22 protein-coding genes are annotated in these 21,915 nt (G+C 68.8%); 13 read left to right on the top strand and 9 right to left on the bottom strand.

From position 1 onward, the window contains the following. Window position 1: 1 nt before the first annotated feature. The 10 genes from CGR01S_RS10100 (at window position 2) to CGR01S_RS16435 (ending at window position 8,939) form a co-directional block, all read left to right on the top strand. Entirely contained in the window at window positions 2-1,201 is a 1,200-nt protein-coding gene (locus CGR01S_RS10100; protein WP_042426126.1) for a type II secretion system F family protein, read from the top strand. Next, the gene (locus CGR01S_RS10105; protein WP_042426130.1) at window positions 1,198-2,652 is read left to right on the top strand and encodes a hypothetical protein; all 1,455 of its coding nucleotides are present in this window, start codon (window positions 1,198-1,200) and stop codon (window positions 2,650-2,652) included. Before CGR01S_RS10100 ends, CGR01S_RS10105 begins: the two co-directional genes overlap by 4 nt. Continuing rightward, window positions 2,649-3,254 (top strand): hypothetical protein, encoded by a 606-nt coding sequence (locus CGR01S_RS10110; protein ID WP_042426134.1) that lies wholly within the window; start codon window positions 2,649-2,651, stop codon window positions 3,252-3,254. The genes CGR01S_RS10105 and CGR01S_RS10110 overlap by 4 nt, the downstream gene beginning before the upstream one ends. A gap of 21 nt (window positions 3,255-3,275) precedes the next feature. Continuing rightward, the gene (locus tag CGR01S_RS10115) at window positions 3,276-3,758 is read left to right on the top strand and encodes a hypothetical protein (protein ID WP_042426139.1); all 483 of its coding nucleotides are present in this window, start codon (window positions 3,276-3,278) and stop codon (window positions 3,756-3,758) included. 118 nt (window positions 3,759-3,876) lie between these two features. Next, a complete protein-coding gene (locus CGR01S_RS16180; protein WP_052382539.1) occupies window positions 3,877-4,680 on the top strand; it encodes a hypothetical protein in 804 nt (267 codons plus the stop codon). A gap of 89 nt (window positions 4,681-4,769) precedes the next feature. Then, a complete protein-coding gene (locus tag CGR01S_RS16690) occupies window positions 4,770-6,128 on the top strand; it encodes a hypothetical protein (RefSeq protein WP_156967541.1) in 1,359 nt (452 codons plus the stop codon). A gap of 22 nt (window positions 6,129-6,150) precedes the next feature. Further along, a complete protein-coding gene (locus tag CGR01S_RS16850; protein WP_042426146.1) occupies window positions 6,151-6,411 on the top strand; it encodes a hypothetical protein in 261 nt (86 codons plus the stop codon). Beyond that, window positions 6,404-7,090 carry a response regulator gene (locus tag CGR01S_RS10135; RefSeq protein ID WP_084690629.1) on the top strand — a complete coding sequence of 229 codons (687 nt, stop codon included), beginning with the start codon at window positions 6,404-6,406 and terminating at the stop codon, window positions 7,088-7,090. Before CGR01S_RS16850 ends, CGR01S_RS10135 begins: the two co-directional genes overlap by 8 nt. Then, a complete protein-coding gene (locus tag CGR01S_RS10140; RefSeq protein ID WP_156967543.1) occupies window positions 7,087-8,181 on the top strand; it encodes a histidine kinase in 1,095 nt (364 codons plus the stop codon). The genes CGR01S_RS10135 and CGR01S_RS10140 overlap by 4 nt, the downstream gene beginning before the upstream one ends. Before the next feature lie 86 nt (window positions 8,182-8,267). Further along, a complete protein-coding gene (locus CGR01S_RS16435; RefSeq protein ID WP_245616785.1) occupies window positions 8,268-8,939 on the top strand; it encodes a prepilin-type N-terminal cleavage/methylation domain-containing protein in 672 nt (223 codons plus the stop codon). A 97-nt stretch (window positions 8,940-9,036) separates the two neighbouring features. Here CGR01S_RS16435 and rpmG read toward each other — a convergent pair whose 3' ends face one another. Together rpmG and rpmB are read right to left on the bottom strand one after the other, a co-directional pair. Next, the gene (gene rpmG, locus CGR01S_RS10145; RefSeq protein WP_019373340.1) at window positions 9,037-9,207 is read right to left on the bottom strand and encodes a 50S ribosomal protein L33; all 171 of its coding nucleotides are present in this window, start codon (window positions 9,205-9,207) and stop codon (window positions 9,037-9,039) included. Window positions 9,208-9,218: 11 nt separating this feature from the next. Next, complete coding sequence (gene rpmB, locus CGR01S_RS10150; protein ID WP_012207163.1) at window positions 9,219-9,452, bottom strand: 50S ribosomal protein L28; 234 nt, start codon at window positions 9,450-9,452, stop codon at window positions 9,219-9,221. A gap of 323 nt (window positions 9,453-9,775) precedes the next feature. Here rpmB and CGR01S_RS10155 point away from each other — a divergent pair, with 323 nt between their 5' ends. Beyond that, window positions 9,776-10,840 (top strand): adenylate/guanylate cyclase domain-containing protein, encoded by a 1,065-nt coding sequence (locus CGR01S_RS10155; RefSeq protein WP_042426160.1) that lies wholly within the window; start codon window positions 9,776-9,778, stop codon window positions 10,838-10,840. Between the two features lie 122 nt (window positions 10,841-10,962). On the opposite strand, the gene CGR01S_RS10160 is transcribed toward CGR01S_RS10155, so the two are convergent. The 6 genes from CGR01S_RS10160 to CGR01S_RS10185 all read right to left on the bottom strand — a co-directional run bounded on the left by CGR01S_RS10160 (window position 10,963) and on the right by CGR01S_RS10185 (window position 20,012). Next, window positions 10,963-13,269, bottom strand: coding sequence for an NADP-dependent malic enzyme (locus CGR01S_RS10160; protein ID WP_042426163.1), 2,307 nt, complete (start codon window positions 13,267-13,269; stop codon window positions 10,963-10,965). Window positions 13,270-13,441: 172 nt separating this feature from the next. Further along, a complete protein-coding gene (locus CGR01S_RS10165) occupies window positions 13,442-14,929 on the bottom strand; it encodes a nucleobase:cation symporter-2 family protein (RefSeq protein ID WP_042426166.1) in 1,488 nt (495 codons plus the stop codon). Window positions 14,930-15,235: 306 nt separating this feature from the next. After that, window positions 15,236-16,489, bottom strand: coding sequence for a M20 family metallopeptidase (locus CGR01S_RS10170; protein ID WP_042426168.1), 1,254 nt, complete (start codon window positions 16,487-16,489; stop codon window positions 15,236-15,238). 6 nt (window positions 16,490-16,495) lie between these two features. Then, on the bottom strand, window positions 16,496-18,268 hold the full coding sequence (uraD, locus tag CGR01S_RS10175; RefSeq protein ID WP_042426171.1) for a 2-oxo-4-hydroxy-4-carboxy-5-ureidoimidazoline decarboxylase: 1,773 nt from the start codon (window positions 18,266-18,268) through the stop codon (window positions 16,496-16,498). A gap of 66 nt (window positions 18,269-18,334) precedes the next feature. Further along, on the bottom strand, window positions 18,335-19,318 hold the full coding sequence (gene puuE, locus CGR01S_RS10180; RefSeq protein ID WP_042426174.1) for an allantoinase PuuE: 984 nt from the start codon (window positions 19,316-19,318) through the stop codon (window positions 18,335-18,337). A 10-nt stretch (window positions 19,319-19,328) separates the two neighbouring features. After that, window positions 19,329-20,012, bottom strand: coding sequence for a GntR family transcriptional regulator (locus CGR01S_RS10185; protein ID WP_042426177.1), 684 nt, complete (start codon window positions 20,010-20,012; stop codon window positions 19,329-19,331). A gap of 95 nt (window positions 20,013-20,107) precedes the next feature. Between CGR01S_RS10185 and uraH the strand changes: the two genes are divergently transcribed. Beyond that, window positions 20,108-20,458 (top strand): hydroxyisourate hydrolase, encoded by a 351-nt coding sequence (gene uraH, locus CGR01S_RS10190; RefSeq protein ID WP_042426179.1) that lies wholly within the window; start codon window positions 20,108-20,110, stop codon window positions 20,456-20,458. Window positions 20,459-20,490: 32 nt separating this feature from the next. Here the strand turns inward: uraH and CGR01S_RS10195 are convergent, their stop codons facing one another. Next, the gene (locus tag CGR01S_RS10195) at window positions 20,491-21,021 is read right to left on the bottom strand and encodes a hypothetical protein (RefSeq protein ID WP_042426182.1); all 531 of its coding nucleotides are present in this window, start codon (window positions 21,019-21,021) and stop codon (window positions 20,491-20,493) included. A gap of 44 nt (window positions 21,022-21,065) precedes the next feature. On the opposite strand from CGR01S_RS10195, the gene xdhC reads away from it, so the two are divergent. Then, complete coding sequence (xdhC, locus tag CGR01S_RS10200; RefSeq protein ID WP_042426185.1) at window positions 21,066-21,881, top strand: xanthine dehydrogenase accessory protein XdhC; 816 nt, start codon at window positions 21,066-21,068, stop codon at window positions 21,879-21,881. The last annotated feature ends 34 nt before the right edge of the window (window positions 21,882-21,915 follow it).

Raw genomic sequence — 21,915 nt, forward strand, 5'->3', positions numbered from 1 at the left:
CATGCCACGCTACCGTTACCGCGCCATCAACGAGGGCAAGGAAATCGTCAAGGGCGAGATCACCGCCCTGCACGAGGCCGACCTGCAGGCGCAACTGCGTGCCTCGGGCCTGTCGCTGATCCGCTTCTCCACGGTGCGCAGCCGTGCGCTGCGCCTGGCCAGCCTGCCCACGCGCGAGCTCATCAACCTGCTGTTTCACATGCAGATGCTGCTGCGCGCGGGCGTGCCGCTGATTGGCGCCCTGCAGGACCTGCGCGACGGCGCCGACAGCCTGGAGTTGCGCCAGGTGGCCGCCAGCCTGATGGACCGCATCCAGAACGGCAGCACCCTGGCCGACGCCATGGCCGCAGACCCTGGCATCTTCTCCGACGTGATGGTGCACCTGGTGCGCTCGGGCGAGGTCACCGGCCAGTTGGCCGAGGTGCTGGGGGAGCTGGTGCGTTCGCTCAAGTGGCAGGCCGAACTGGCGGCGCAGACCAAGAAGCTGCTCATGTACCCGGCGTTTGTCACCATCACCATCTCCGGCGTCGTGGTGTTCCTCATGGTGTACCTGGTGCCGCAACTGGTCAGCTTCATCCGCAACATGGGGCAGGAGATCCCGCTGCAGACGCGGCTGCTGATCTGGCTGTCCGAGGCCTTCGTCGGCTACTGGTGGCTCATCCTGCCCACGCCGGTGGCGCTGGTGATCGGTGTCGCACTGGCGGCGCGTGCCAACGAGCAGCTGCGCTTCAAGCTGCACCAGGCCCTGCTGGCCATTCCGGCCGTGGGGCCGGTCATCAAGAAGATCATCCTGGCGCGGCTGATGGACAGCTTTGCGCTCATGTACCGCACCGGCATCCCGGTGATCGAGGCCCTGGGCTACTGTGAAAAGATCACCGGCAACCTGCCCGTGCAGCGCGCCCTGGTGCGCGCGCGCGAGCGCATTGCCAACGGCACCTCCATCAGCGACGCCTTCGCCATGGAAAACCTCTTTCCCTCGCTCGTGGTGCGCATGCTGCGCGTGGGCGAGGCCACGGGCGCGCTGGATGAGGCCCTGGCCAACGTGAGCTATTTCTTCACGCGCGACATCGACGAGTCCATAGGCCGCGTGCAGGCGCTCATCGAGCCGGTGCTCACCGTGGTGCTGGGCATGATCCTGGGCTGGATCATGCTGGCCGTGCTGGGCCCCATCTACGACACCATTTCCAAGATCCGGGCATGACGCAGCGCTCATCCTCCCGCACCCACCTGCTGCTCGTCAACCCCGCACAGGCGCAGTGGCTCGACGCCCGGGGCCTGGCCCTGCCCGCGCCGCCTGGCGCGCCCGCCGGAGTGCGCGTGGTGGCCGACCTGGTGGAGGAAACCCATGTGCGCATCGAGGTGCCCGGCCTCATGGGCGGGGACCGGCAAAGCTTCATCCAGGTGCAATACCAGGCCCTGCTGCCCGATGTGCCGCTGCACGCCAGTTGGGAGGCCGCTTCGGCCCAGCCGCTGCTGCCCAAGCCCTTCGGGCTGCATGCCGTGGGTGTGTCGTCCCCGGTGTTGATGGCGCAGCTCGATGCGCTGGTGCAGGCGCAGCACCCCGTCGAGGGCGTCTGGACGCTGAGCTACCTCATGGCCCACTGGGCGGCGCGCCAGGCCCACCTGCCGCGCCATGGCTGGCTGCTGCTGTGCCTGGGCCTGCCGTATGGCATGCGCATGGTGCTGCTGCACGACCGCGTGCCCGTATTCTCGCGCCTGCTGCTGGAAACCGAGCCCGACCTGCAGGCCCGCGAGGTGGCGCTCACGCTCAAATACCTGGCCGACAACCGCATCATCGAGCGTGACATTGCGCCGCAGGTCCTGCCCATGGACCCAGCGCCCGAGCTGCTCCAAAGCCTGCAAAACCAGGGCCTTGCGCTCCTTGCCGCCGCAGCGCCGCGCCAAGCCGGCGCCATGCTGGCCGAGGTGCTCGCCTGGGCGGGCCGTGGTGCACCGGGGCAACTGGCACCGCCGGAGTTGCGCCGCCACCACCTGGCCCGGCGTGCGCGCCGGGGCCTCATGGCGGCCACGGCCGTCGTGCTGCTTGCCGGACTGGCAGGCCTGGCGCTGCAGACCAGGGCCTTGCTGGGAGCGGCGGAGCAAAGTCGCGCCTGGATAGAGCAGAGCGCAGACATGCAGGCCCAGGCCCAGGCCATCCGGGAAGACCTGGCCCAGCGCCAGATCGACGTGCCCTTGCTGCGCCTGGCCATGGAAGTGCAGCGCCAGGAACTGCAGCACGGCATCGACCCCGTGCAGCCTTTGTGGATGCTGGGGCAGTTGCTGCAGGCCCACCCCCAGGCCCAGCTGGTGCGCACCGAACAGGCCCTGCGCACCCAGGCCTGCGCAGGTACGCAGCCTTTGGCGGGAGAGGCCGATCCCGCGGCACCGGGCACGACCGCCCTGCAGGCCGAGTGGCAGTTCGAGATCCGCCCGGACGCCGGCCTGCTGCCGCGCCAGCGCCAGGCGCTGCTGGAGGCGCTGGGCCAGTCGGTGGCGGCCTGGCCGCAGTGGCAGGTGCGCACCGACCCGGTGCGCGCCGAGGGGGCGATGGCCCTGGCCGGTGGCGGGAACGCCGGGGCCGATGCCGCCGCCAACGCCTGGCGCTGGTGCCTGGGGCCGCGCACGGCCGATACTGCGGGAGAGTCCTCATGAAGCGCCTGTGGCCTGTGGTCTTTCCGCTGGTGCGGCCCGCCGTGTGGGCACTGGCCGGGGTGCTGGCGGCCCTGCTGCTTGCGATGCTGGCCCTGTGGGGCGTGCGCCATTTTCTGGTCCCTGGCTGGCAGCAGGCCGAGGCCGCGCAGCAGGCGGCGCAGGCCCTGCTCGAAGAGGCACGCGCCGAACAAGCCGACGTGCAAAGCCACCTGCCGCAGTACCAGCAACTGGTGGCCGCCGGGCTGGTGGGCGGTGAGCCCCGCGCCCAGTGGGTCGAAGACCTGCTGCGCATCCTCCAGGCGCAGGACCTGCAAAGCCACACCAGCTTCACGCTGGCCGCGCCCGAGACCGTGGAGCTGCCTCTGGCCGAAGCGGCCCAGGCGCGGGTACAACGCCATGTGCTGGAGCTGCAATTTGCCCGGATGCACGAGATCGAGGTGCTGCGCGTGCTGGAGCAACTGCGCGCGCACCATGCCCGCGTGTCGCGCGTGGCAGGCTGTGCATTCGAGCAAGCCACGCCCGAAGGGCTTTCGGCGCGCTGCCGTGTCAGCTTTCTGCACATTGACCCGGCCCCTGGCGCTGACCACAATGCCAAGCCGTAGGCCCTACCGAGGTACGCCGCCATGCCCCACGCCCCCGCGCTCCTGCGTCTTGCCGCCATGCTGGCTGCGCTGTGCGGCCTGCTGGCGGGCCCGGCGGACGCTGCCAGCGCAGCGCCACTGCCCAGCCCGGGCGATCCCGAGGCCGCCCATCTGTGGCCGCGCGTGTTCTATACCCCGCAGCAGCGCGCCAGCATAGAAGCCGCACGCAGGCTACCCCCCGGCGGCACGGACCAGCCCACTGCTGCCCTTGTCACCCAGGCGGCCCCCACCTTCCAACTGGACGGCCTGGCCCTGGGCCGCAAGAACGCCACCGCCTGGATCAATGGCCAGATGCTGCAGCACGGCGAGACCTACGCGGGCCGGACGGTGCACATCGACCAGAGCGCAGTGCGCCTGCGCCAGAGCGGCGAGAGCGACATCGTGCTGCGCCCCGGCCAGCAGGTCAGCGACACCGGTGCGGTGCTCGGCGATGTGGTGGCCCCCGGAGTCGTGCGGAAGAAATAGGGCCGTAACGCCCTGTTCATAAGCGCGAAAAGCTATGAAAACAATAGCATCTCATGCATCTGCCCCTGCCACTGCGAGCCCGCTGGGTGCTCGGGGGCATGGCTTCTCGCTGGTGGAGATGGCGCTGGTCCTGCTCATCGTGGGCCTGCTCGCGGCCGTATTCCTGCCCGCCACCAACACCCTGCTGGACAACAACCGCCGCAAGGAAACCCGCGCCAAGCTGGAGGCGCTGGAGCAGGCGATGGTGCGGTTTGTGGTGGTGAATGGTCGATTGCCGTGTCCGGCAAACGGCGCATTGGCGGCGGGCAGCCCCGAACAGGGTTTGGAGCAACCCCATCCAGGGACCGCCGCCTGCACTGCCGCTGGCCTGGACAACGGTGTGGTGCCCTGGCGCACTCTGGGCTTGGCGCAGGGCGATGCGATGGATGCCTGGAATACCATGGTCAGCTATCGGGTTTGGGCAGGTGCAACGGTGGCCGCCTCTGCATTGACACGCCCGGCAGGGATGGATATGCACAACCTGGATCCGGCCACCATGACTCCGCAGATTCAGGCTTTTCTGCAGGCCAGTGGCTTTCGGGTATGCAACGCCAATCCATGCAACGCCGGGGCGGCGCCCGAACTGGCGTCACGAACCGGGATGACGGGCGCTGCCTATGTGCTGATCAGCCATGGCGCCAACAGGGTCGGGGGCTATACCAGCGAAGGGGTTTACCTGAATGCGCCCAGCGGGCCAGGTCCGGGGCCGTTGGAAAACATCAACTTCAATGCTGCGGCGCCGCGCACAGGTTTCCCCGGTGACTTCTACATCGATGCAGACTACGCAGAGAGCCCAGCCGCATACTTTGACGACATCGTGCTGCGTCCGACGGTCATCTCGGTAGCCATGGCTGCAGGCCTGGGGCCCCGCAAGGCGCCCTGATGCCCCGTTTTATCCACCCGGCCATGCGAGCACACGCACCCCGCACATTGTCCCGGCGGCCCAGGCAGGCGGGCGGGATTGTGCTGGCGATGATTGCGACGCTCTTGGTGGTGGCGGCAACCACGCTGGCCATTCGCATGGCAAGGCAGGTGGAAGATCGCAAGGAACGGGTCACACAGACCCAGGTGCGTTTGGAACGCATTCGTGCTGCGCTGCATGCCTTTGCCGCCAGCCAGGGGCGCTTGCCGTGCCCCGCCGCCGGGGCCTTAGATGCCGGACTGGCTGTGCCGCCCAATGCGGTGGATCTGTGCACCAACCGTGATGGAACGGTGCCCTGGGTCAGTCTGGGGCTGCGCGCCGATGATGCACTGGATGCCTGGGGGAGAAAGATCTCGTATCGCGTGTACGACGGCTTAACGGGCATGACGCGGGACAAAGGGGCCGACATGACCGACTGTGACACGGTAGAAAGCGCACCGACTTCTCCGGCAGCGCCCCATTTTCAGTGCACAGCAGCCCACGATGTGATGCCTGGACCTGGCGCGGGCACCTATCTCGATCCTGCGATCCGACCGGGTCTCACCGTGCGTGTAGGCAGCGTCCCCCAGACGCAGATGGCCTGGGTGTTGATCAGCCACGGGGCCAGCGGCCAAGGTGCATGGATGTCTGCCGGAGCGCGTATCCCGGTTCCGGCCAGTGTGGATGAGCTTGCGAATGCGCAGGCACCGGTGGTTTCACCCGCCCCCTCCATCCCCTTTGTCCAGCGGGACGAAAACATCGTCGATCTTGACCCGGCCACCGCTGCTGCGCACTTTGACGACCTGCTGCTGTTCGAGACCATTTCCCAGCTTGTCCAGGCGGCAGGCAGGGAGGCAAGGGATTGGCCCGAAGCATCGCCGCCACCACCACCGCCTCCCTTGACGGGCGACTTGATCAAAAAACTGCTGCAAGACCCGAATGCCATCAACACCAAAGGCAATGGTTCGGGTCTGACGGCGATAGATTTGGTCACCACCGACCTGGGCACGGTGCGCATCAGCTCCGCGGGGGGAGAGATCAGCACCGATGGCGCGTACCAAGCCCTTGGGGTGTGCAGTTCCGGGTGTGGTGCAGGAAACAGCAACGCCCGGGCGCTGGATTCGTCGGAATCCCTGAGCTTCCGTTTGGGCACGGGCAAGACGGCGCAGGGCTTTGCCTTGGGCCTGCTGGGTATATCCAACACCACGGTCGCTGTGTCCGTGACCTTCAAGAAAAATGGGGTCACGCTGGGCAACCTGATCCAGTCGGTGGCCGTGAACACCTCGATGCCCCTTTCTCCGCAGCTGACAAACCTTTCCCTGGCGCCACCGGGAACGCAGTTTGACGAGGTGGTGGTGCAGCCGGTCGGCACTTCACGCTTCTTCGTGGCAAACGTGTATTTCTGTCAGGCGGCGGCCTGCCCCTCGTAAGGCGTGGCCGCCATTGCACACCATGTCCCAGGACTTCGAAGACTCCGCCTACGCCCGGGCCAGCATGCACCGGGCCTTGCGTACGCGCAGGCAGCGCAGGCGCTGGCAGCAGGTGGCAGGCATCCTGCTGCTGCTGGCGGGCTATGCCAGCCTGGCGGTATCGGCCGACACCGCCAGCGAATGGCTGCTGCTGCGCGTGGTGGGCGGATTTGTGCTGTTGTTCGTGGGTTTTGCCGTGGCCATCGGACCCACGGTGGCAGCCTTGCTGGGGGACCATGACTGAGCCCGGGGCCATCGCTGCGCAGGCTTCGGCGTCCGGCCGCTGCCCCGTGCTCTGGGTCGAGGACGACCCGGTGCTCTCGGGCTGGGTGGCCGAGTCGCTGCAAGAGGATGGCTGGCCGATGCTGGTGGCGCACGACCGCTGCCAGGCGCTGCAACTGCTGGAGCGCGAGGTGCCCAAGGGCCAGGCCTGTGTGGCCCTGCTGGACATGGGGCTGCCGCCGCGCCCCAGCCGCCCCGACGAAGGGTTGTTGCTGCTGTCGCAACTGGTGGCGCAGTGGCCGGTGCTGCACGCCATCGTGCTCACCGGGCAGCATGAAAAAGCCGTGGGCCAGCAGGCGGTGCATGCGGGGGCGTTCGACTTTCTGGTCAAGCCCGTGGCCGCCTCGGTGCTGCGCCAGGCGCTGGAGCGGGCGGCGTGGTTTTCCCTGCGCCAGCAGGAGCTCTGGGCCCAGGGGCGGCTGAACCTGTCGGTGCCCGCGCAGTTGTCCGAGGGCGTACGCGAGGCCAGCGACCAGGTGGCCGAGCAGCTCATCCGCCATGTGCTGGGCTGCAACGGCTTCAATGTGGCCGCAGCCGCCCGTGCCCTGGGGCTGGAGCGGGAACAGCTCTACTACCACATGAAGAAATTCGGCATCCAGCGGCAAACGCCGCCAGATCCCGGCCCAGGGCAGGCGGCATGAATTCGCTGCCCTGGATGCTGGTGGCCCTGGGGCTGGTGCTGCTGCTGGCGGCCTGGGCGGTGTGGCACCGTGGGCAGCGCATGCGCCGCTGCCTGGCCGAACTGCTGGCCCTGCCCGCCGACATGCACCCGCTGCGCTGGCCCGAGCGTGCCTGGCCCATCCTGGAGCGCTCGGGCATCGCGGGCATGGCCTGGGAGGGGGTGTGGTTTGGCGATGCGGTGCGCGGTCAGTGGGGGCTGCCGCTGGCCGCCCATTGGCCGCGCCAGACGCTCAGCGCCGGCCCGGACTGCCAGATCGAACTGCGCTGGGCCGATGTGGCCCGCACCGACGAAGCGCGGGTGCTGGCGCTGGCCGTGCTCGACGTGTTTGCGCAAACCTGGCTGTCGCGCATGCGTGAGCGCACCCAGGCCGTGGCCGTGGCCCTGGCGCAGCGTGCCCAGGTGCAGTTGTACTGGCAGCACGACATGCGCAACCTCGCCCAATGGGTGGGCCTGCTGGCCGAGGAGTTTGGCGCCGCCACGCCCGAGCAGCTCCCGCGCCTGGCGCAGCGCCTGCAGCGCCAGGCGCCCTTGCTGCAGGCCCGCGCCCATCGGCTGCTGGCTGCCACCGAGGCGCCGGTGGCGGTGCCGGCCCAGGGGGAGCCGCCCGTGCGGGCCCTGGATCTGCTGCAAAACGCAGCCGAACTCGCGGGCCTGGCCATCGAGGTCTGCGCCGACGACGCAGTGGCAGCAGCGCCCCCGGCGCTGCTGGAGCCCGGCCCGGCACAGGCCTTGGAGCGGGCGCTGGACAACATTTTTTCCAACCTCGCCCGCGACAGCGGGGCCCGCCATGGGGCCGCGCCCCTGCGCTGCGAGTGCACCGTGCACGAGGGCGCCCTGCAGGCGCGCCTGCACACCCCGCGCCTGTCCACACCCTGGCCACGCAGGGCCTTCGAGCCGCTCAAGTCGCCCACGGGCTCGGGCATGGGCCTGTACCAGGCGCGGCGCTCGCTGCGCGATGCGGGGGGCGACCTGCAGGCCAGCGAAGAGTCTCAAGGCGTGGTCTTTGTGTTGCGCGTTCCGCTGGCGCCGCCCGGGCGTCAAGAAATTTGACTGTTGCCCCTGCGCACGGCTCTGCACAATGGCTTACAAAGGCGGCCGTCGGTGTTGCCAGCCTTTTACACACAGGAGATCCATTGATGCAATCACTTCCCATGCGCCGTGCGGGCCGTACTGCCCAGTCCGGCTTCACGCTGGTGGAAATCGCCATTGTTCTGGTCATCATCGGCCTGCTGCTGGGCGGCGTGCTCAAGGGCCAGGAGCTGATCGAGAACGGGCGCGTCAAGAACGCGGCCAATGACATGAATGGCATTGTGGCGGCGTACAACAGCTACCTCGACCGTTACCGCAAGCTGCCGGGGGATGATGGCCCTGTGGCGACGCTGACGGCACGTGGGCCGAGTTGGGCGGGTATGGTTGCTGGAAATAACGATGGTGTTATCAATGCAACTGCTGCGCAAACTTTCACCGGGGGCGAGGCTGAAATGCTTTTTCGGCACTTGCGTGCGTCTGGTTTTATCACGGGCAATCCGGCGGATGTGGGTCCGAATGCCTTTCCGGTGAATGCTTGGGGTGGCCGCCTTGGGATCACCAATGTTGCAGTTCAAGGACGACCTGCCGCACGGGTGATGGTTTGTTTGGGTAATGTGCCTGGCAAGGCTGCAGCGGCTTTGGATGTCCAATTGGACGATGGGCGACCAAACAACGGGTCGTTCCGAGCCACTCAGGGCGCCAACAACGCTGTTCCGGCAGGTGCCGCCGGTGCCTACAACGAATCTCAGACCTACACCGTCTGCCGCGACATCACCTGATGACCGCACTGCCCCCCGGTGCATTCCCCGGGGGAAATAAAAAAAAACCCGCCTGGGCAGACCCGGCGGGTTTTTTTGCTTCAGGAGCCGGGCTGAATCACTTCAGCTTGGCTTCCTTGTATTCGACGTGCTTGCGCGCCTTGGGGTCGAACTTGATGATGGCCATCTTCTCGGGCATCGTCTTCTTGTTCTTGGTGGTGGTGTAGAAGTGGCCGGTGTCAGCAGTCGACACCAGCTTGATCTTTTCGCGTCCGCCTTTGCTTGCCATGGTGCTACTCCTTAAGCCTGGCCACGTGCGCGCAGGTCGGCGAGCACAGAGTCGATGCCATTCTTGTCGATCAGGCGCAGCGCAGCGCTGGAGACGCGCAGGCGCACCCAGCGGTTCTCGCTCTCGACCCAGAAACGGCGGTATTGCAGGTTCGGCAGGAACCGGCGCTTGGTTTTGTTGTTGGCGTGGGAAACATTGTTCCCGACCATGGGCTTTTTGCCCGTGACTTCACATACGCGTGCCATGCTTGGACACTCCGATCAAGACAGCCATCACTGGCGACCTGCCGCGCACTGGCGCTGCGGGTCTCGCTCTGGCCTCACCTCGCCATGAAAAAGGGTGGCGGTAGCCCCGGCCTGCCGCGCAGCCCTCACGGGCAGCATTGGCAGAAAAGCCCGCAATTATAGCCTTTTTCGCAGACCGGGGCCAGGACGGCATGCGCAGCACGCGCGGCGGGAGCGCACGGCGGCGGTTGTTGTTTTCTCTCCCGGTGGCTTGACCGCTGCGCGCCCGGGCCACTATTCTGGCCCATGGTCCGCTGGGCGGACTGCTGTGGAGCCCTGGTTCGATGTCAAACACCGCTGTGAGTGAACTTCTGGAGCGCCTGCAGGCGTTGGTGGCCCGCGATACGGGCGTGACCCTGTCGGCGCAGGCGCTGGTCGAGATGCAGGCGCTGCTGCAGGGCGTGCGCGCCGATCTCCAGGCCGGTGCGCGCGAGGTCACCCTGCTGCTGGCCGACCTGCGCGGCCTGGAGGTGCTGGCCGCCACGCGACCGGCGCAGGAGATCGTGCCCGTGCTCAACCGCTGCCTGGCGCGCCTGAGCACGGTGGTGCTGCGCCACCAGGGCACCATCGAGCAGTTCCGGGGAGATTCCATCCGCGTGGTCTTCAGCGAAACCCCGGGCCTGGCCGACCATGTCGAGCGCGCCCTGGTCTGCGCGGTGGAGATGCAACTGGCCATGCGCGACCTGAACCTGGAGCATTTGCGCGAGCGCCTGCCGCAGGTCTACCTGGGCATCGGCGTCAACACCGGCACCGTGGTGGCCGGGCATTTCGGCTCCGACCTGTTCTCGCAGTACGCCGTCATCGGCGAGGAGGTGAACCTGGCCTCGCGCATCGAGGCGTTCAGCCTGCGCGGCCAGATCCTGATGAGCGCGGCCACCTACCGGCGCTGCTGGAGCTTCGTGTCGGCCACGGCGCCCGCGCAGGTCTGGGTCAAGGGGCGCACCGAGCCCGTGGAGATGCGCGAACTCGTGGCCATCCCGTCGCTGCGCCTGAAGGTGCCGCGCCAGGAGTTCCGCCGCAGCCACCGCGCGCAGACGCGCATTCCCTGCCTGTGCCAGCTCGTCGAGGGTGACGACGTGCAGCCGCGCATCATCCACGCCACCATCCTGGACATGAGCTACCACGGCCTGCAGCTGGAGCTGCCCGAGCCGGTCGAACTGCAGCGCGTGCTGCAGCTCGAATTTGACCTCGCGCTGGTGGACTACCGCGCCGCCGGCGTCTATGCGCGCGTCGTCAAGGCCAAGGCCGAGCGCGGCCACTGGGTGGCGGGGCTGGAGTTCACCGACATCAGCGAGGAATGCCGACCCAAGGTGCAGATGTTCGTGCAAATGTTGGTGGCGGCGCGCTAGCCATTTGGAGGGAAAATGGCTTAAGCGCTTAGCAGGTAAGCGCTGGCAGCTATTGAAAATATAGCAAACTAGCGCTGTGCAGCGCATCCGCGCACCGGGGCGGGTGGTGGAGGCGCAGGGTGCTACTTCGCCCGCGAGGCGCTGCTGGCCACGGCCAGGGCCGTCATGTTGAGCACGCGGCGCACGGTGGCGGCGGGCGTGAGGATGCAGGCCGTGGCCGCCGCACCCATGAGGATGGGGCCCACCGTCACGCCGCCGCTGGTGGTCGTCTTGAGCACGTTGTAGAGGATGTTGGCCGCGTCGATGTTCGGGCAGATCAGCAGGTTGGCCGAGCCCGTGAGCGTGGAGTCCTGCAGGTAGGTGGCGCGTATCCTGGGCTCGAGCGCGGCGTCGCCGTGCAGCTCGCCGTCGCATTCGATCTCGGGGTGGCGCGCGACGAACAGGTCGCGCGCGTCGCGCATCTTGCGCGCCGAGGCGCGCTTGGACGAGCCAAAGCTCGAATGCGACAAGAACGCCACCTTGGCGGGCAGGCCGAAGCGCTGCACCTCCTGCACCGCGTGCCAGGCGATCTCGGCGAGCTGCTCGGCCGTGGGGTTTTCGTTCACGTAGGTGTCGGCGATGAACAGCGGCCCCTGGTTGGTCATGAGGGCGTTGAGCGCGGCGTACTGCGCCACCCCCGGGGCGTGGCCCAGGATGCTGTGGATGCGCTCCAGGTGCGTCTCGTAGGTGCCCACCAGGCCGCAGATCATGGCGTCGGCGTCACCGAGCTTGACCATCAGCGCGGCGATGATGGTGTTGGAGCGGCGCACGGCGGCCTTGGCCACTTCGGGCGTGGCGCCGTCGCGCTTCATGAGCTGGTGGTAGGCCTCCCAGTACTGGCGAAAGCGCGGATCGTCGGAGGGGTCGCAGACCTCCACGTCCACGCCCGGCTGCATGCGCAGCCCGGCCTTGGCGATGCGCGCCTGGATCACCGCGGGGCGGCCGATGAGGATGGGGCGTGCGATGTGGTCGTCGATGGCGATCTGCGCCGCGCGCAGGGCGCGCTCATCCTCGCCGTCGGCGTAGGCCACGCGCTTTTGCGCGTCGGGCAGGGCCTTGGCGGCGTTGATGACCGGGCGCATGAGGATGCCGGTCTGGTAGACGAAGCGCGACAGGCTTTCCTTGTAGGCCTCCATGTCCTCGATGGGGCGCGTGGCCACGCCGGAGTCCGCCGCGGCCTGGGCCACGGCGGGCGCGATCTTGAGGATCAGGCGCGTATCGAAGGGCGTAGGGATGAGGTAGTCCGGCCCGAAGCCCAGCTCCTTGCCGGCGTAGGCGTTGGCCACTTCCTCGCTGATGTTCTCCTTGGCGAGCTGCGCGATCTGGCGCACGCAGGCCAGCTTCATGGCCTCGGTGATCTTGGTGGCGCCGCAGTCGAGCGCGCCGCGGAAGATGTACGGGAAGCACAGGACGTTGTTGACCTGGTTGGGGTAGTCCGAGCGGCCCGTGGCGATGATGCAGTCCGGCCGCACGGCCTTGGCCAGCTCGGGGCGGATCTCGGGCTCGGGGTTGGCCAGCGCCAGGATGATGGGCTTGGCCGCCATGGTCTTGACCATTTCGGCCGTGAGCACGCCGGGGGCCGAGCAGCCCAGGAACACGTCGGCGCCGTTCACCGCATCGGCCAGGGTGCGCGCCTCGGTCTTCTGCGCGTACTGGGCCTTGGATTCGTCGTAGCCACCGGGGCGGCCTTCGTAGATCACGCCCTTGGAGTCGCAGACAAAAACGTTCTCGCGCCGCACGCCCAGGCCCACCATCACGTTCAGGCAGGCAATGGCGGCGGCGCCGGCGCCCGAGACGGCCACCTTCACGGCGGCGATGTCCTTGCCCACCAGCTCCAGGCCGTTGAGCAGCGCGGCGCTGGAGATGATGGCCGTGCCGTGCTGGTCGTCATGGAACACCGGAATGTTCATGCGCTTGGACAGCTCGCGCTCGATGTAGAAGCACTCGGGCGCCTTGATGTCCTCGAGGTTGATGCCGCCCAGCGTGGGCTCCAGGCTGGCGATGATCTCGATGAGCTTGTCCGGGTCGCGCTCGGCCAGTTCGATGTCGAACACATCGACGCCGGCGAATTTCTTGAACAGGCAGCCCTTGCCCTCCATCACCGGCTTGCCCGCCAGCGGGCCGATGTCGCCCAGGCCCAGCACGGCCGTGCCGTTGGTGATCACGCCGACCAGGTTGCCGCGCGAGGTGTAGTCGAAGGCCTTGCTCGGGTCGGCCTGGATGTCCAGGCAGGGGTAGGCCACGCCGGGCGAATAGGCCAGGGAGAGGTCGCGCTGGTTGGACAGGGGCTTGGTGGGCGTGACCGACACCTTGCCTTGCGTGGGGGTGCGGTGGTATTCGAGGGCGGCTTCGCGCAGGGCTTGTTCCGCGGCGGACAGGGGCTGTGTCATGGCGATGGTGCAGAGGTCAAAGGCAATGCAAGCTTACTGCATGCTGACGGGCCGGGCGTGGGGCCCTGCCGCCAGCAGGGGTGCTTGCGCACACGGGATCAAAAACGCCCCACAGACCGGAGGGGTCTGCGGGGCGCCAGCCTGGGGGGTGCCGGGCTGCGGATGGCGGCGCTCAGTGGGCGTCGGCCTGCCGGGCGGCGTTGACGGCCGCAGAGGTGTCGCGGCTGGCGCCATTGAAGAACAGGTTCAGGGCCACGGCAGTGATCGAGGCCAAGAGGATACCGGATTCGATCAGCGGGTGGATGGCGTGCGGCATCCACTGGCGGAAGTTGGGCGCCACCAGCGGGATCATGCCCACGCCGACGGAGACGGCCACGATCATGGCGTTGAAGCGGTTGGTCTTGAAGTCCACCCCGCCCAGGATGCGCACGCCCGTGGCGGCCACCATGCCGAACATCACCAGCCCCGCGCCGCCCAGCACCACGGTGGGCAGGGACTCGACCAGCGCGGCCATCTTGGGCAGCACGCCCAGCACCACCAGGATGATGCCGCCGGCCACGCAGACGAAGCGGCTCTTGACGCCGGTGACGGCGACCAGGCCCACGTTCTGCGAGAAGCTGGTGTACGGGAAGGTGTTGAAGATGCCGCCGATCAGCGTGCCCAGGCCGTCGGTGCGCAGGCCGCGCGCGAGGTCCTGCTGGCCGATCTCGCGCCCCGTCATCTCGCCCAGGGCGAGGAACATGCCGGTGGACTCGATCATCACGACGATCATCACCAGCGTCATGGTCAGGATGAGGATGGGGTCGAACACCGGCGTGGCGATCTGGAAGGGCAGCACCACGTCGAACCACGCGGCCTTGGCCACCTTGTCGAACTGCATCAGCCCCATGCCCGCAGTCACGGCCGCGCCGATGCCTATGCCCAGCAGCACCGAGATGTTGGCGATGAAGCCCTTGCCGAACTTGGCGATCAGCAGGATGGAGACCAGCACCAGCGCCGAGATGCCCACGCCCGTGAGGTCGGCGTACTTGGGGTTGGGCACCGTGGGCACCAGGGCCAGGCCCTTGGGCACGGGCGGCAGGGCCGAGCCGGGCGCGCCGGCGGCGGCCTGCGCTTCGGCCAGCCACTTGAGGTGCTCGGGGTTGACCACGGCGGGCGCCGTGGGCCCCACGGGGTTGCCGAAGATCCAGTTGATGCCCACGCGCATCAGGCTGATGCCGATGACCGCGATGATGGTGCCCGTGACCACGGGCGGGAAAAAGCGCAGCATGCGGCTGACCGCGGGCGCGATGAGGATGGAGATCACGCCCGCGCCGATCACCGCGCCGAAGATCAGCCCCGCGCCGGCCTCGCCCCCCGTGGTCTGCGCCATGGACACCATGGGCGCGACGGCGGCAAAGGTCACGCCCATCATCACGGGCAGCTTGATGCCGAACCACTGCGTGGCGCCCCAGGCCTGGATCAGCGTGACCAGGCCGCAGACGAACAGGTCCGCGGAGATCAGGTGCGCGACCTGGTGGGGCGGCAGGTTGAGCGCCCGCCCCACGATCAGGGGCACGGCCACGGCGCCGGCGTACATCACCAGCACATGCTGCAGGCCCAGGGCGGTGAGCCTGCCCAGGGGGAGCCGCTCGTCAACGGGGTGGGTGGAGGAATGCATGGGGGAAGGTCTCCGCAATTCATCAGATGCGCCCGCAGCCTGCGCGCGCGCACGGCGGTCTTGGGGCGTATGGAAAAAGTGTATACAAAGTAGCGGGTGCTGCCATAGTGGAAACCCGGGTGGGGCGGGGTGGGGTGCGTCCGGACCTGGCCCGCTGGTGGCGGGCGGCGCCGGCGCACGGCGTCAATGGACCCCTATAAAAAAGATAGCTGCTTGCGCTTGTCAGATGGCGTTTTCATGGTGATTTATTCATGAAAACAGCTTCTGACAAGCGCGAGCAGCTATGGTTTTGGGAGCGTCTGGGGCTCAGGCCAGCAGGTCGTGCAGGGTGCGGGCGATCACCTTGGTGGCGCGGCGCAGGTCTTGCAGGTCGATGCGCTCGTCGGCGCGCTTGGCGTGGCTCTCGAGCACGGTGCGCGGGCCGGCGCCGTAGATCACGCCGGGAATGCCGCGCTCCACGTACAGGCGCACGTCGGTGTACAGCGGCGTGCCCACGGCCGGCGGGGGCGCGCCGAACACCGCTGCGCCGTGCTTCTGGATGGCCTCGACCAGCGGCGCATTGCCCGCCAGCGGCGTCATGGCGTTGGCCAGCAGCAGGCGCTTGATGTCCACGCGCACGGCGTCCTCGCCCGCGTAGCCGCGCTGCTGGTTGAAGGCCTGCACGGCGTCGGCGATCACGGCGCGGATGCGCGCTTCGACCTCGGCTGGGTTCTCCTCGGGGATCATGCGGCGGTCGAGCTTGAGGACCACCTTGCCGGGGATGACGTTGGTGTTCGTGCCGCCCTCGATGCGCCCGATGTTCAGGTACGGGTGCTTGATGCCCGGCACCTGGGAGGTGACCTGCTGGTAGGCCGTGTTCTCGGCGTAGAGCGCGTTCATCAGGGCCACGGCGGCCTGCAGCGCATCCACGCCCGTGTGCGGCACGGCGGCGTGGGCCATCTTGCCGTGCACGGTCACCTCCATCTGCAGGCAGCCGTTGTGCGCGGTCACCACCTCGTAGCTGAAGCCGGCGGCGATCAGCAGGTCGGGCCGCGTCAGGCCCTTCTCCAACAGCCAGCCGGGGCCCAGCAGGCCGCCGAATTCCTCGTCGTAGGTGAAGTGCAGCTCCACCGCGCCACGCGCGGGGCGGGCCACGGCCTCGAGTGCGCGCACGGCGAAGGTGAAGGTGGAGAAGTCGCTCTTGCTCACGGCCGTGGCGCGGCCGTACATCTTGCCGTCTGCGATCTCGGCGCCGTAGGGGTCGTGCGTCCAGCCCTCGCCTGGGGGCACCACGTCACCGTGGGCGTTGAGCGCCACGGTGCGTCCGCCGCTGCCATAGGGGCGGCGCACGATGAGGTTGGTGATGGACTGCATGCCGTAGGCCGCGACCTCGGCTGCGGACACGGGGTGTTTTTCGGCTTCCAGGCCCCAGGCGCGGATCAGCTCGGCCGTGCGTTCGGCGTGCGGGGCGTTGTTGCCCGGCGGGGTGTCGGTGGGCACGCGCACCAGGGCCTGGAGGAAGGCGACCTGTTCGTCGAAATGCTGGTCGATCCAGGCGTCGAGTTGTTCGTAGGTGTTCATGGCGGTTCAGGCTTCGTGGGCGAGTTGGTTCAGGACATGGGTGAAGGCGTCGACGGCGAGCTGCATGTCGTCGGCGGTGGTCGATTCGAGCGGGTTGTGGCTGATGCCGCTGTTCTGCCCGCGCACGAACAGCATGGCCTGGGGCATGACTTCGTGCAGCTTCATGGCGTCGTGGCCGGCGCCGCTGGGCATGCGGTGCACGGGCAGGCCCAGGGCGGCGACGGCGCGCTCCCAGCGCTGCTGCCAGGCCGGGGCGCTGGGGGCGGCGGCGGCGCGCATGGTTTCTTCGAGCCGGTAGTGCACGTGGCGCCGCGCGCAAATGGACTGCAGCTCGGCCAGCACGTCCTCGGCCAGGCGGTCGCGCTGGGCGTTGCCGGGCGCGCGCAGGTCCAGGCTGAAGCGGCAGCGTCCCGGCACCACGTTGATGGAGCCGCCGGGCACTTCCAGCAGGCCCACGGTGCCCACCGAGTCGCCGTCCTGCGCGGCGCGGCGCTCCACGTAGAGCAGCAGCTCGGCCACGGCGGCGGCGGCGTCGCGGCGCCGGTCCATGGGCGTGGTGCCCGCGTGGCTGGCCATGCCGATGACCTCGCCCACGTAGCGCACGCTGCCGTTGATGGAGGTGACCACGCCCAGGGGCATGTCCAGTTCGCAGAGCACCGGCCCCTGTTCGATGTGCACTTCGACGAAGCCCAGGTAGCGCGCCGGGTCGCGGCGCAGCGCGGGGATGTCGTCCACGCACAGGCCGGCGTGCTGCATGGCCTGGCGCAGGGTGATGCCGTCGGCGTCCTGCTGCTCCAGCCAGGCGGGGTTGAAGTCGCCGATCAGCGCGCCCGAACCCAGGAAGGTGGCCTTGTAGCGCTGGCCTTCTTCCTCGGCAAAGGCCACGACCTCGATGCCGAACGGCAGGCGCCGGCCTGCGCGGTGCAACTCGCGCACGCTGGCCATGGGCACGAAGATGCCCAGGCGCCCGTCGTACTTGCCGCCGTTGCGCACGGTGTCGTAGTGGCTGCCGGTCAGCAGGTATTTCTGTCCGGGGGCGGCGGGGTGGTAGCGGCCCACCACGTTGCCCACGGCGTCGATCTCCACCTCGTCAAAGCCGCAGTCGCGCATCCAGCGGCTGAGCGCTTGAGCGCAGGCGCGGTGCGCGTCGGTGAGGTAGGTGACGGTGAGCTGGCCGCGCTCCGCGTAGCCCGGGTCGCTGTGCTGGGCCAGGCGCTCGTGCCAGTCCCACACGTCATTGCCCAGCGCGGGCTCGGCGCCGAACTTGTCGTTCAGGCGGATCTCGGCGATGCGGTGGATGTTGCGCAGCGCCTCGGCGAGCTCGAAGTCGGGCGGGTTGTCCAGGCGGCGCGCAAAGGTGTCGATGATCTCCTGCTTGGCCAGGCCCGTGCCGCGCGGCCCGCGCACGGCGAGGATGAACGGGAAGCCAAAGCGCGCGTTGTAGTCGGCGTTGAGCTGCTGGATGCGCGCGAACTCCTCGGGCGTGCACTGCGTGAGCCCGGCCTTGCCCTGCTCGTTCGTCGATTCGGCCGTGAGCGTCTGCGCCACCATGGCCTTGCCCGCCAGCTCGGGGTGGGCGCGTACCAGGGCCAGTTGCTGGTCGCGGCTGGCGGCGGCCAGCACCTGCACCAGGGCGTACTTGAGCGCCGCCAGCGAGGCAAAGGGCCGCTGCTGCAGCGCCTGCTGCGCGATCCAGGGCGTGTGCTCGTACAGGCCGTCGAGCATCTGCGCGGCCGCCTCGGGCGTGGCGGCGTTGAGTTCCTGCAAGGTGATGGGCATGAGTTTCACTCTTAAAAGGTGAGCAGCTGGCGCTTGTCCAGAAAGGGCTGGAGGCGTTTTTTGCCTTTAGTTCTGGCCGTTCGGCTGCGGCGCCGGGTACTGCTGCGCCCAGTGGCGCGCGATGTCGATGCGGCGGCAGATCCAGACCTTGTGGTGCGCCTGGATGTGGTCCAGAAAGCGCTGCAGCGCCGTGATGCGCCCGGGCCGCCCCAGCAGGCGGCAGTGCATGCCGATGCTCATCATCTTGGGCGCGTTGTCGCCCGCGGGGTCGCCCTCGGCGTAGAGGGTGTCGAACGTGTCCTTCATGTACTGGAAGAACGGGTCGGCGTGCGAGTAGCCCTGGGGCAGGGCAAAGCGCATGTCGTTCACGTCCAGGGTGTAGGGCACGATGAGCTGGTGGTGCGCGCTGCCGTCGCTCCTGGCCACCTTCATCCAGAAGGGCAGGTCGTCGCCGTAGTAGTCGCTGTCGTAGACGAAGCGGCCATCGTCGGCCACCAGGCGGTGGGTGTTGGGGCTGTCGCGCCCGGTGTACCAGCCCAGGCCGTGGTCGCCGCCGTGGCCGTAGAGCTCGCCGAAGATCTCCATGCACTGCGCCATGTGGGCGCGCTCCACCTCCTCGGGCACGCCCTGGTAGTGGATCCATTGCAGGCCGTGGCAGGCCACCTCGTGGCCCAGCGCGGCGAAGGCCTGGGCCACCTCGCGGTGGCGTTGCAGGGCCGTGGCCACGCCGAACACGGTCAGCGGCAGGCCGCGCTTTTCAAACTCGCGCAGCAGGCGCCAGACGCCGGCGCGCGAGCCGTATTCGTAAATGCCCTCCATGCTCATGTGGCGCTCGGGGTAGGCGGCGGGGTTGAACATTTCCGACAGGAACTGCTCGCTCGCGGCATTGCCGTGCAGCACGCAGTTTTCGCCGCCCTCTTCGTAATTGAGCACGAACTGCACGGCCACGCGCGCGCCGCCCGGCCAGCGGGCGTGCGGGGGCGTGCGGCCGTAGCCGATGAGGTCGCGGGGGTAAGCAGCGGTGGCGTCGTAGCAGGGTGTGGAGGGCATGGCAGGGCTTTCAGGACATCAGGGCCAGCGACAGGTCGTTGACCGGGCGCTGACGGTCGAACATGAGGTTTTCCTCCACGTGCAGCAGGTGCTCGTGCATGAGCTGCACGGCCTGAGCCTCGTCGCGCGCGGCCAGCGCCTTGACGATGGCGGCGTGCTCGTCGTGCGAGTGCGCGGCCGAGCGCGCGCTCTGGTACATGAGCGTGATGAGGGCCGAGCGCGAGATCAGCTCGCCCAGCATGTCGGCCAGCACCTGGTTGCCCATGAGCTCGGCCATGCGCACGTGAAAGTCCCCCAGCAGCGAGGTGCGCCCGGGCACGGCGCCCTGGTCCGTGGCGGCCTGGCTCACGGCGGCCTTTTCCAGGGCGACATGCTCGCGCAGGGCGCGGATGCGCGCCGGCGTGACCATGCGCACGAAGGCGCGCGTCATCTCGGCCTCGAGCATGCGGCGCACGGCGAACACCTGGCGCGCCTCGTCCTCCGAGGGCGCGGCCACGAAGGCACCGCGCGCGGGCTCAAGCCGGATCAGGCGGTTCTGCGCGAGCTGGAACAGCGCCTGGCGCACCAGGGTGCGCGAGACGCCGAAATGGTCGGCCAGCTTTTGCTCGGCCAGCTTGGTGCCGGGCTGCAGCCGGTGCTCGACGATGGCGCGCGTGAGCGCCGCAACGATGCTGCTGGTGGAGGAGGTTTCCATGCGCGCATGATAGATCGAATCGGGAAAAGTGTATACACTTTCGGTCCACAGGGCTGGCCGCGGCGGCCGCCCGCCTTTTTTGCGGAGATGCACCCATGGGCCTGAGTACCCACGTTCTGGACACGATGCACGGCTGCCCCGCCGCGGGCATGGAAGTGGCGCTCTACGCCACCGCGGGGGAGAGCGCGACCCTGATCAAGCGCCTGGTGCTGAACCACGACGGCCGCACCGATGCGCCGCTGTTCGACAACGCCAGCCTGCGCCCGGGCACGTACCGGCTGCGTTTCGACGTGGCCGGGTACTTCCGCGCGCGCGGCGTGGTGCTGCCCGAGCCCAACTTCCTGGACCAGGTGAATCTGGACTTCGGCATTGCGCACGCCGACCAGCACTACCACGTGCCCCTGCTGGTCAGCCCCTGGAGCTATTCCACCTACCGGGGCTCGTGATGCGCGCGGCGGCGCCGCTGCCGGGAACGGGCCTACAACTGGCCTTCGGTCAGCGTGTCGAGCTGGAAGCGCCCGCTGCGGTCCCACAGCCAGGTGTCCGTCCAGGTGACGCGGCCCATGCGCGCCGGGGCGGGGTAGGGCGCGGCAGCGCGCACCGTGCGCTCGATCTCGGCCGTGACCTCGGGGGCGTGGCGCGGCGCACGCAGCCAGCGCAGGCGCGTGACCTGGCCGCGCCGGTCGATGTCCACCTCCAGCACGCCGATGGCGTACAGCATGGGCGGCAGCTTGCCCAGGAAGATGCGCGTGGCATTGTGCGCGTACACATGGCGCGCGGCGTCCTTGCGGTAGTCCAGCGGCGAGCGCGCGGCCGACGCGCCGGGCGCGGCGCTGCGGCCCGGGCTCTGGCTGCTGGGCGCGCCGGCCGGGTCCTGGCTGTCGGGCGGGGCGGGGCTGCCCACGGGGGCGGTCCTGCAGGCGGCGACCAGGGCGGCCACGGCCGTGGCCATCAGGCCTGCAAGGCCCCAGCGGCTGCGGGTTGGGCGGGAGGGCGGCAAAGGTTCCATGGCGCGTGGGCAGGTGGAAGGACACAATGCTCCGGGAGGTGGACATGACATTGTTGCACCAATTGTGCGCCGCGCTGCAGGCGGCGCCTGCCTGCCTGGTGCGCGTGGAGCGCACCCAGGGCTCGGCGCCGCGCGACGCCGGCGCCTGGATGGCGGTGTTTGCCGACGGCGCCCTGGGTACCCTGGGCGGCGGCCATGTGGAGTGGCAGGCCCTGGCCGAGGCGCGGCGCCGGCTCGCCGGCGCGGACGGTGCGCCGGTGCTGCGCCAGGCGCTGGGCCCCAGCCTGGGCCAGTGCTGCGGCGGGGTGATGTGGCTGCGCTTCGAGCTGGTGGGCGCGCAGGATGCGCCGCGCCTTGCCCAGGAGCTGGCGCCGCCGCGCATGCCCGTGGCCCTGTTCGGCGGCGGCCATGTGGGGCAGGCGCTGGCGCGCGTGCTCGCGCCGCTGCCCTGCGCGCTCACCTGGATCGACAGCCGCGACGGGGTCTTTCCCGCCGACGTGGCGCCCCAGGTCACCTGCGAGCATTCCGACCCCGTGCAGGGCGCCGTGCCCGGCCTGGCAGCGCAGTCGCGCGTGCTCATCATGAGCTTCAGCCACGCCGAGGACCTGGACGTGCTCGCCGCCTGCCTGCTGCGCCAGCGCGCGCAGGGCGACCTGCCCTACATCGGCATGATAGGCAGCCGCACCAAGTGGGCCACCTTCCGCCGCCGCCTGCAGGAGCGCGGCTTTGCGCCGCACGAACTGGAGCAGGTGACCTGCCCCATCGGCGTGCCCGGCATCGCGGGCAAGGAGCCCGAGGTCATCGCCGTGGGCGTGGCGGCCCAGCTGCTGCAGACGCGCGCGCTGCCGCACCCGGGGTAATCCCGCAGGGCGCGGTGGCATTGCCTGCTGGATT

Origin of the sequence: Comamonas granuli NBRC 101663, assembly GCF_000739995.1 — a bacterium.
Classification (GTDB): Bacteria; Pseudomonadota; Gammaproteobacteria; order Burkholderiales; family Burkholderiaceae_C; genus Simplicispira; species Simplicispira granuli.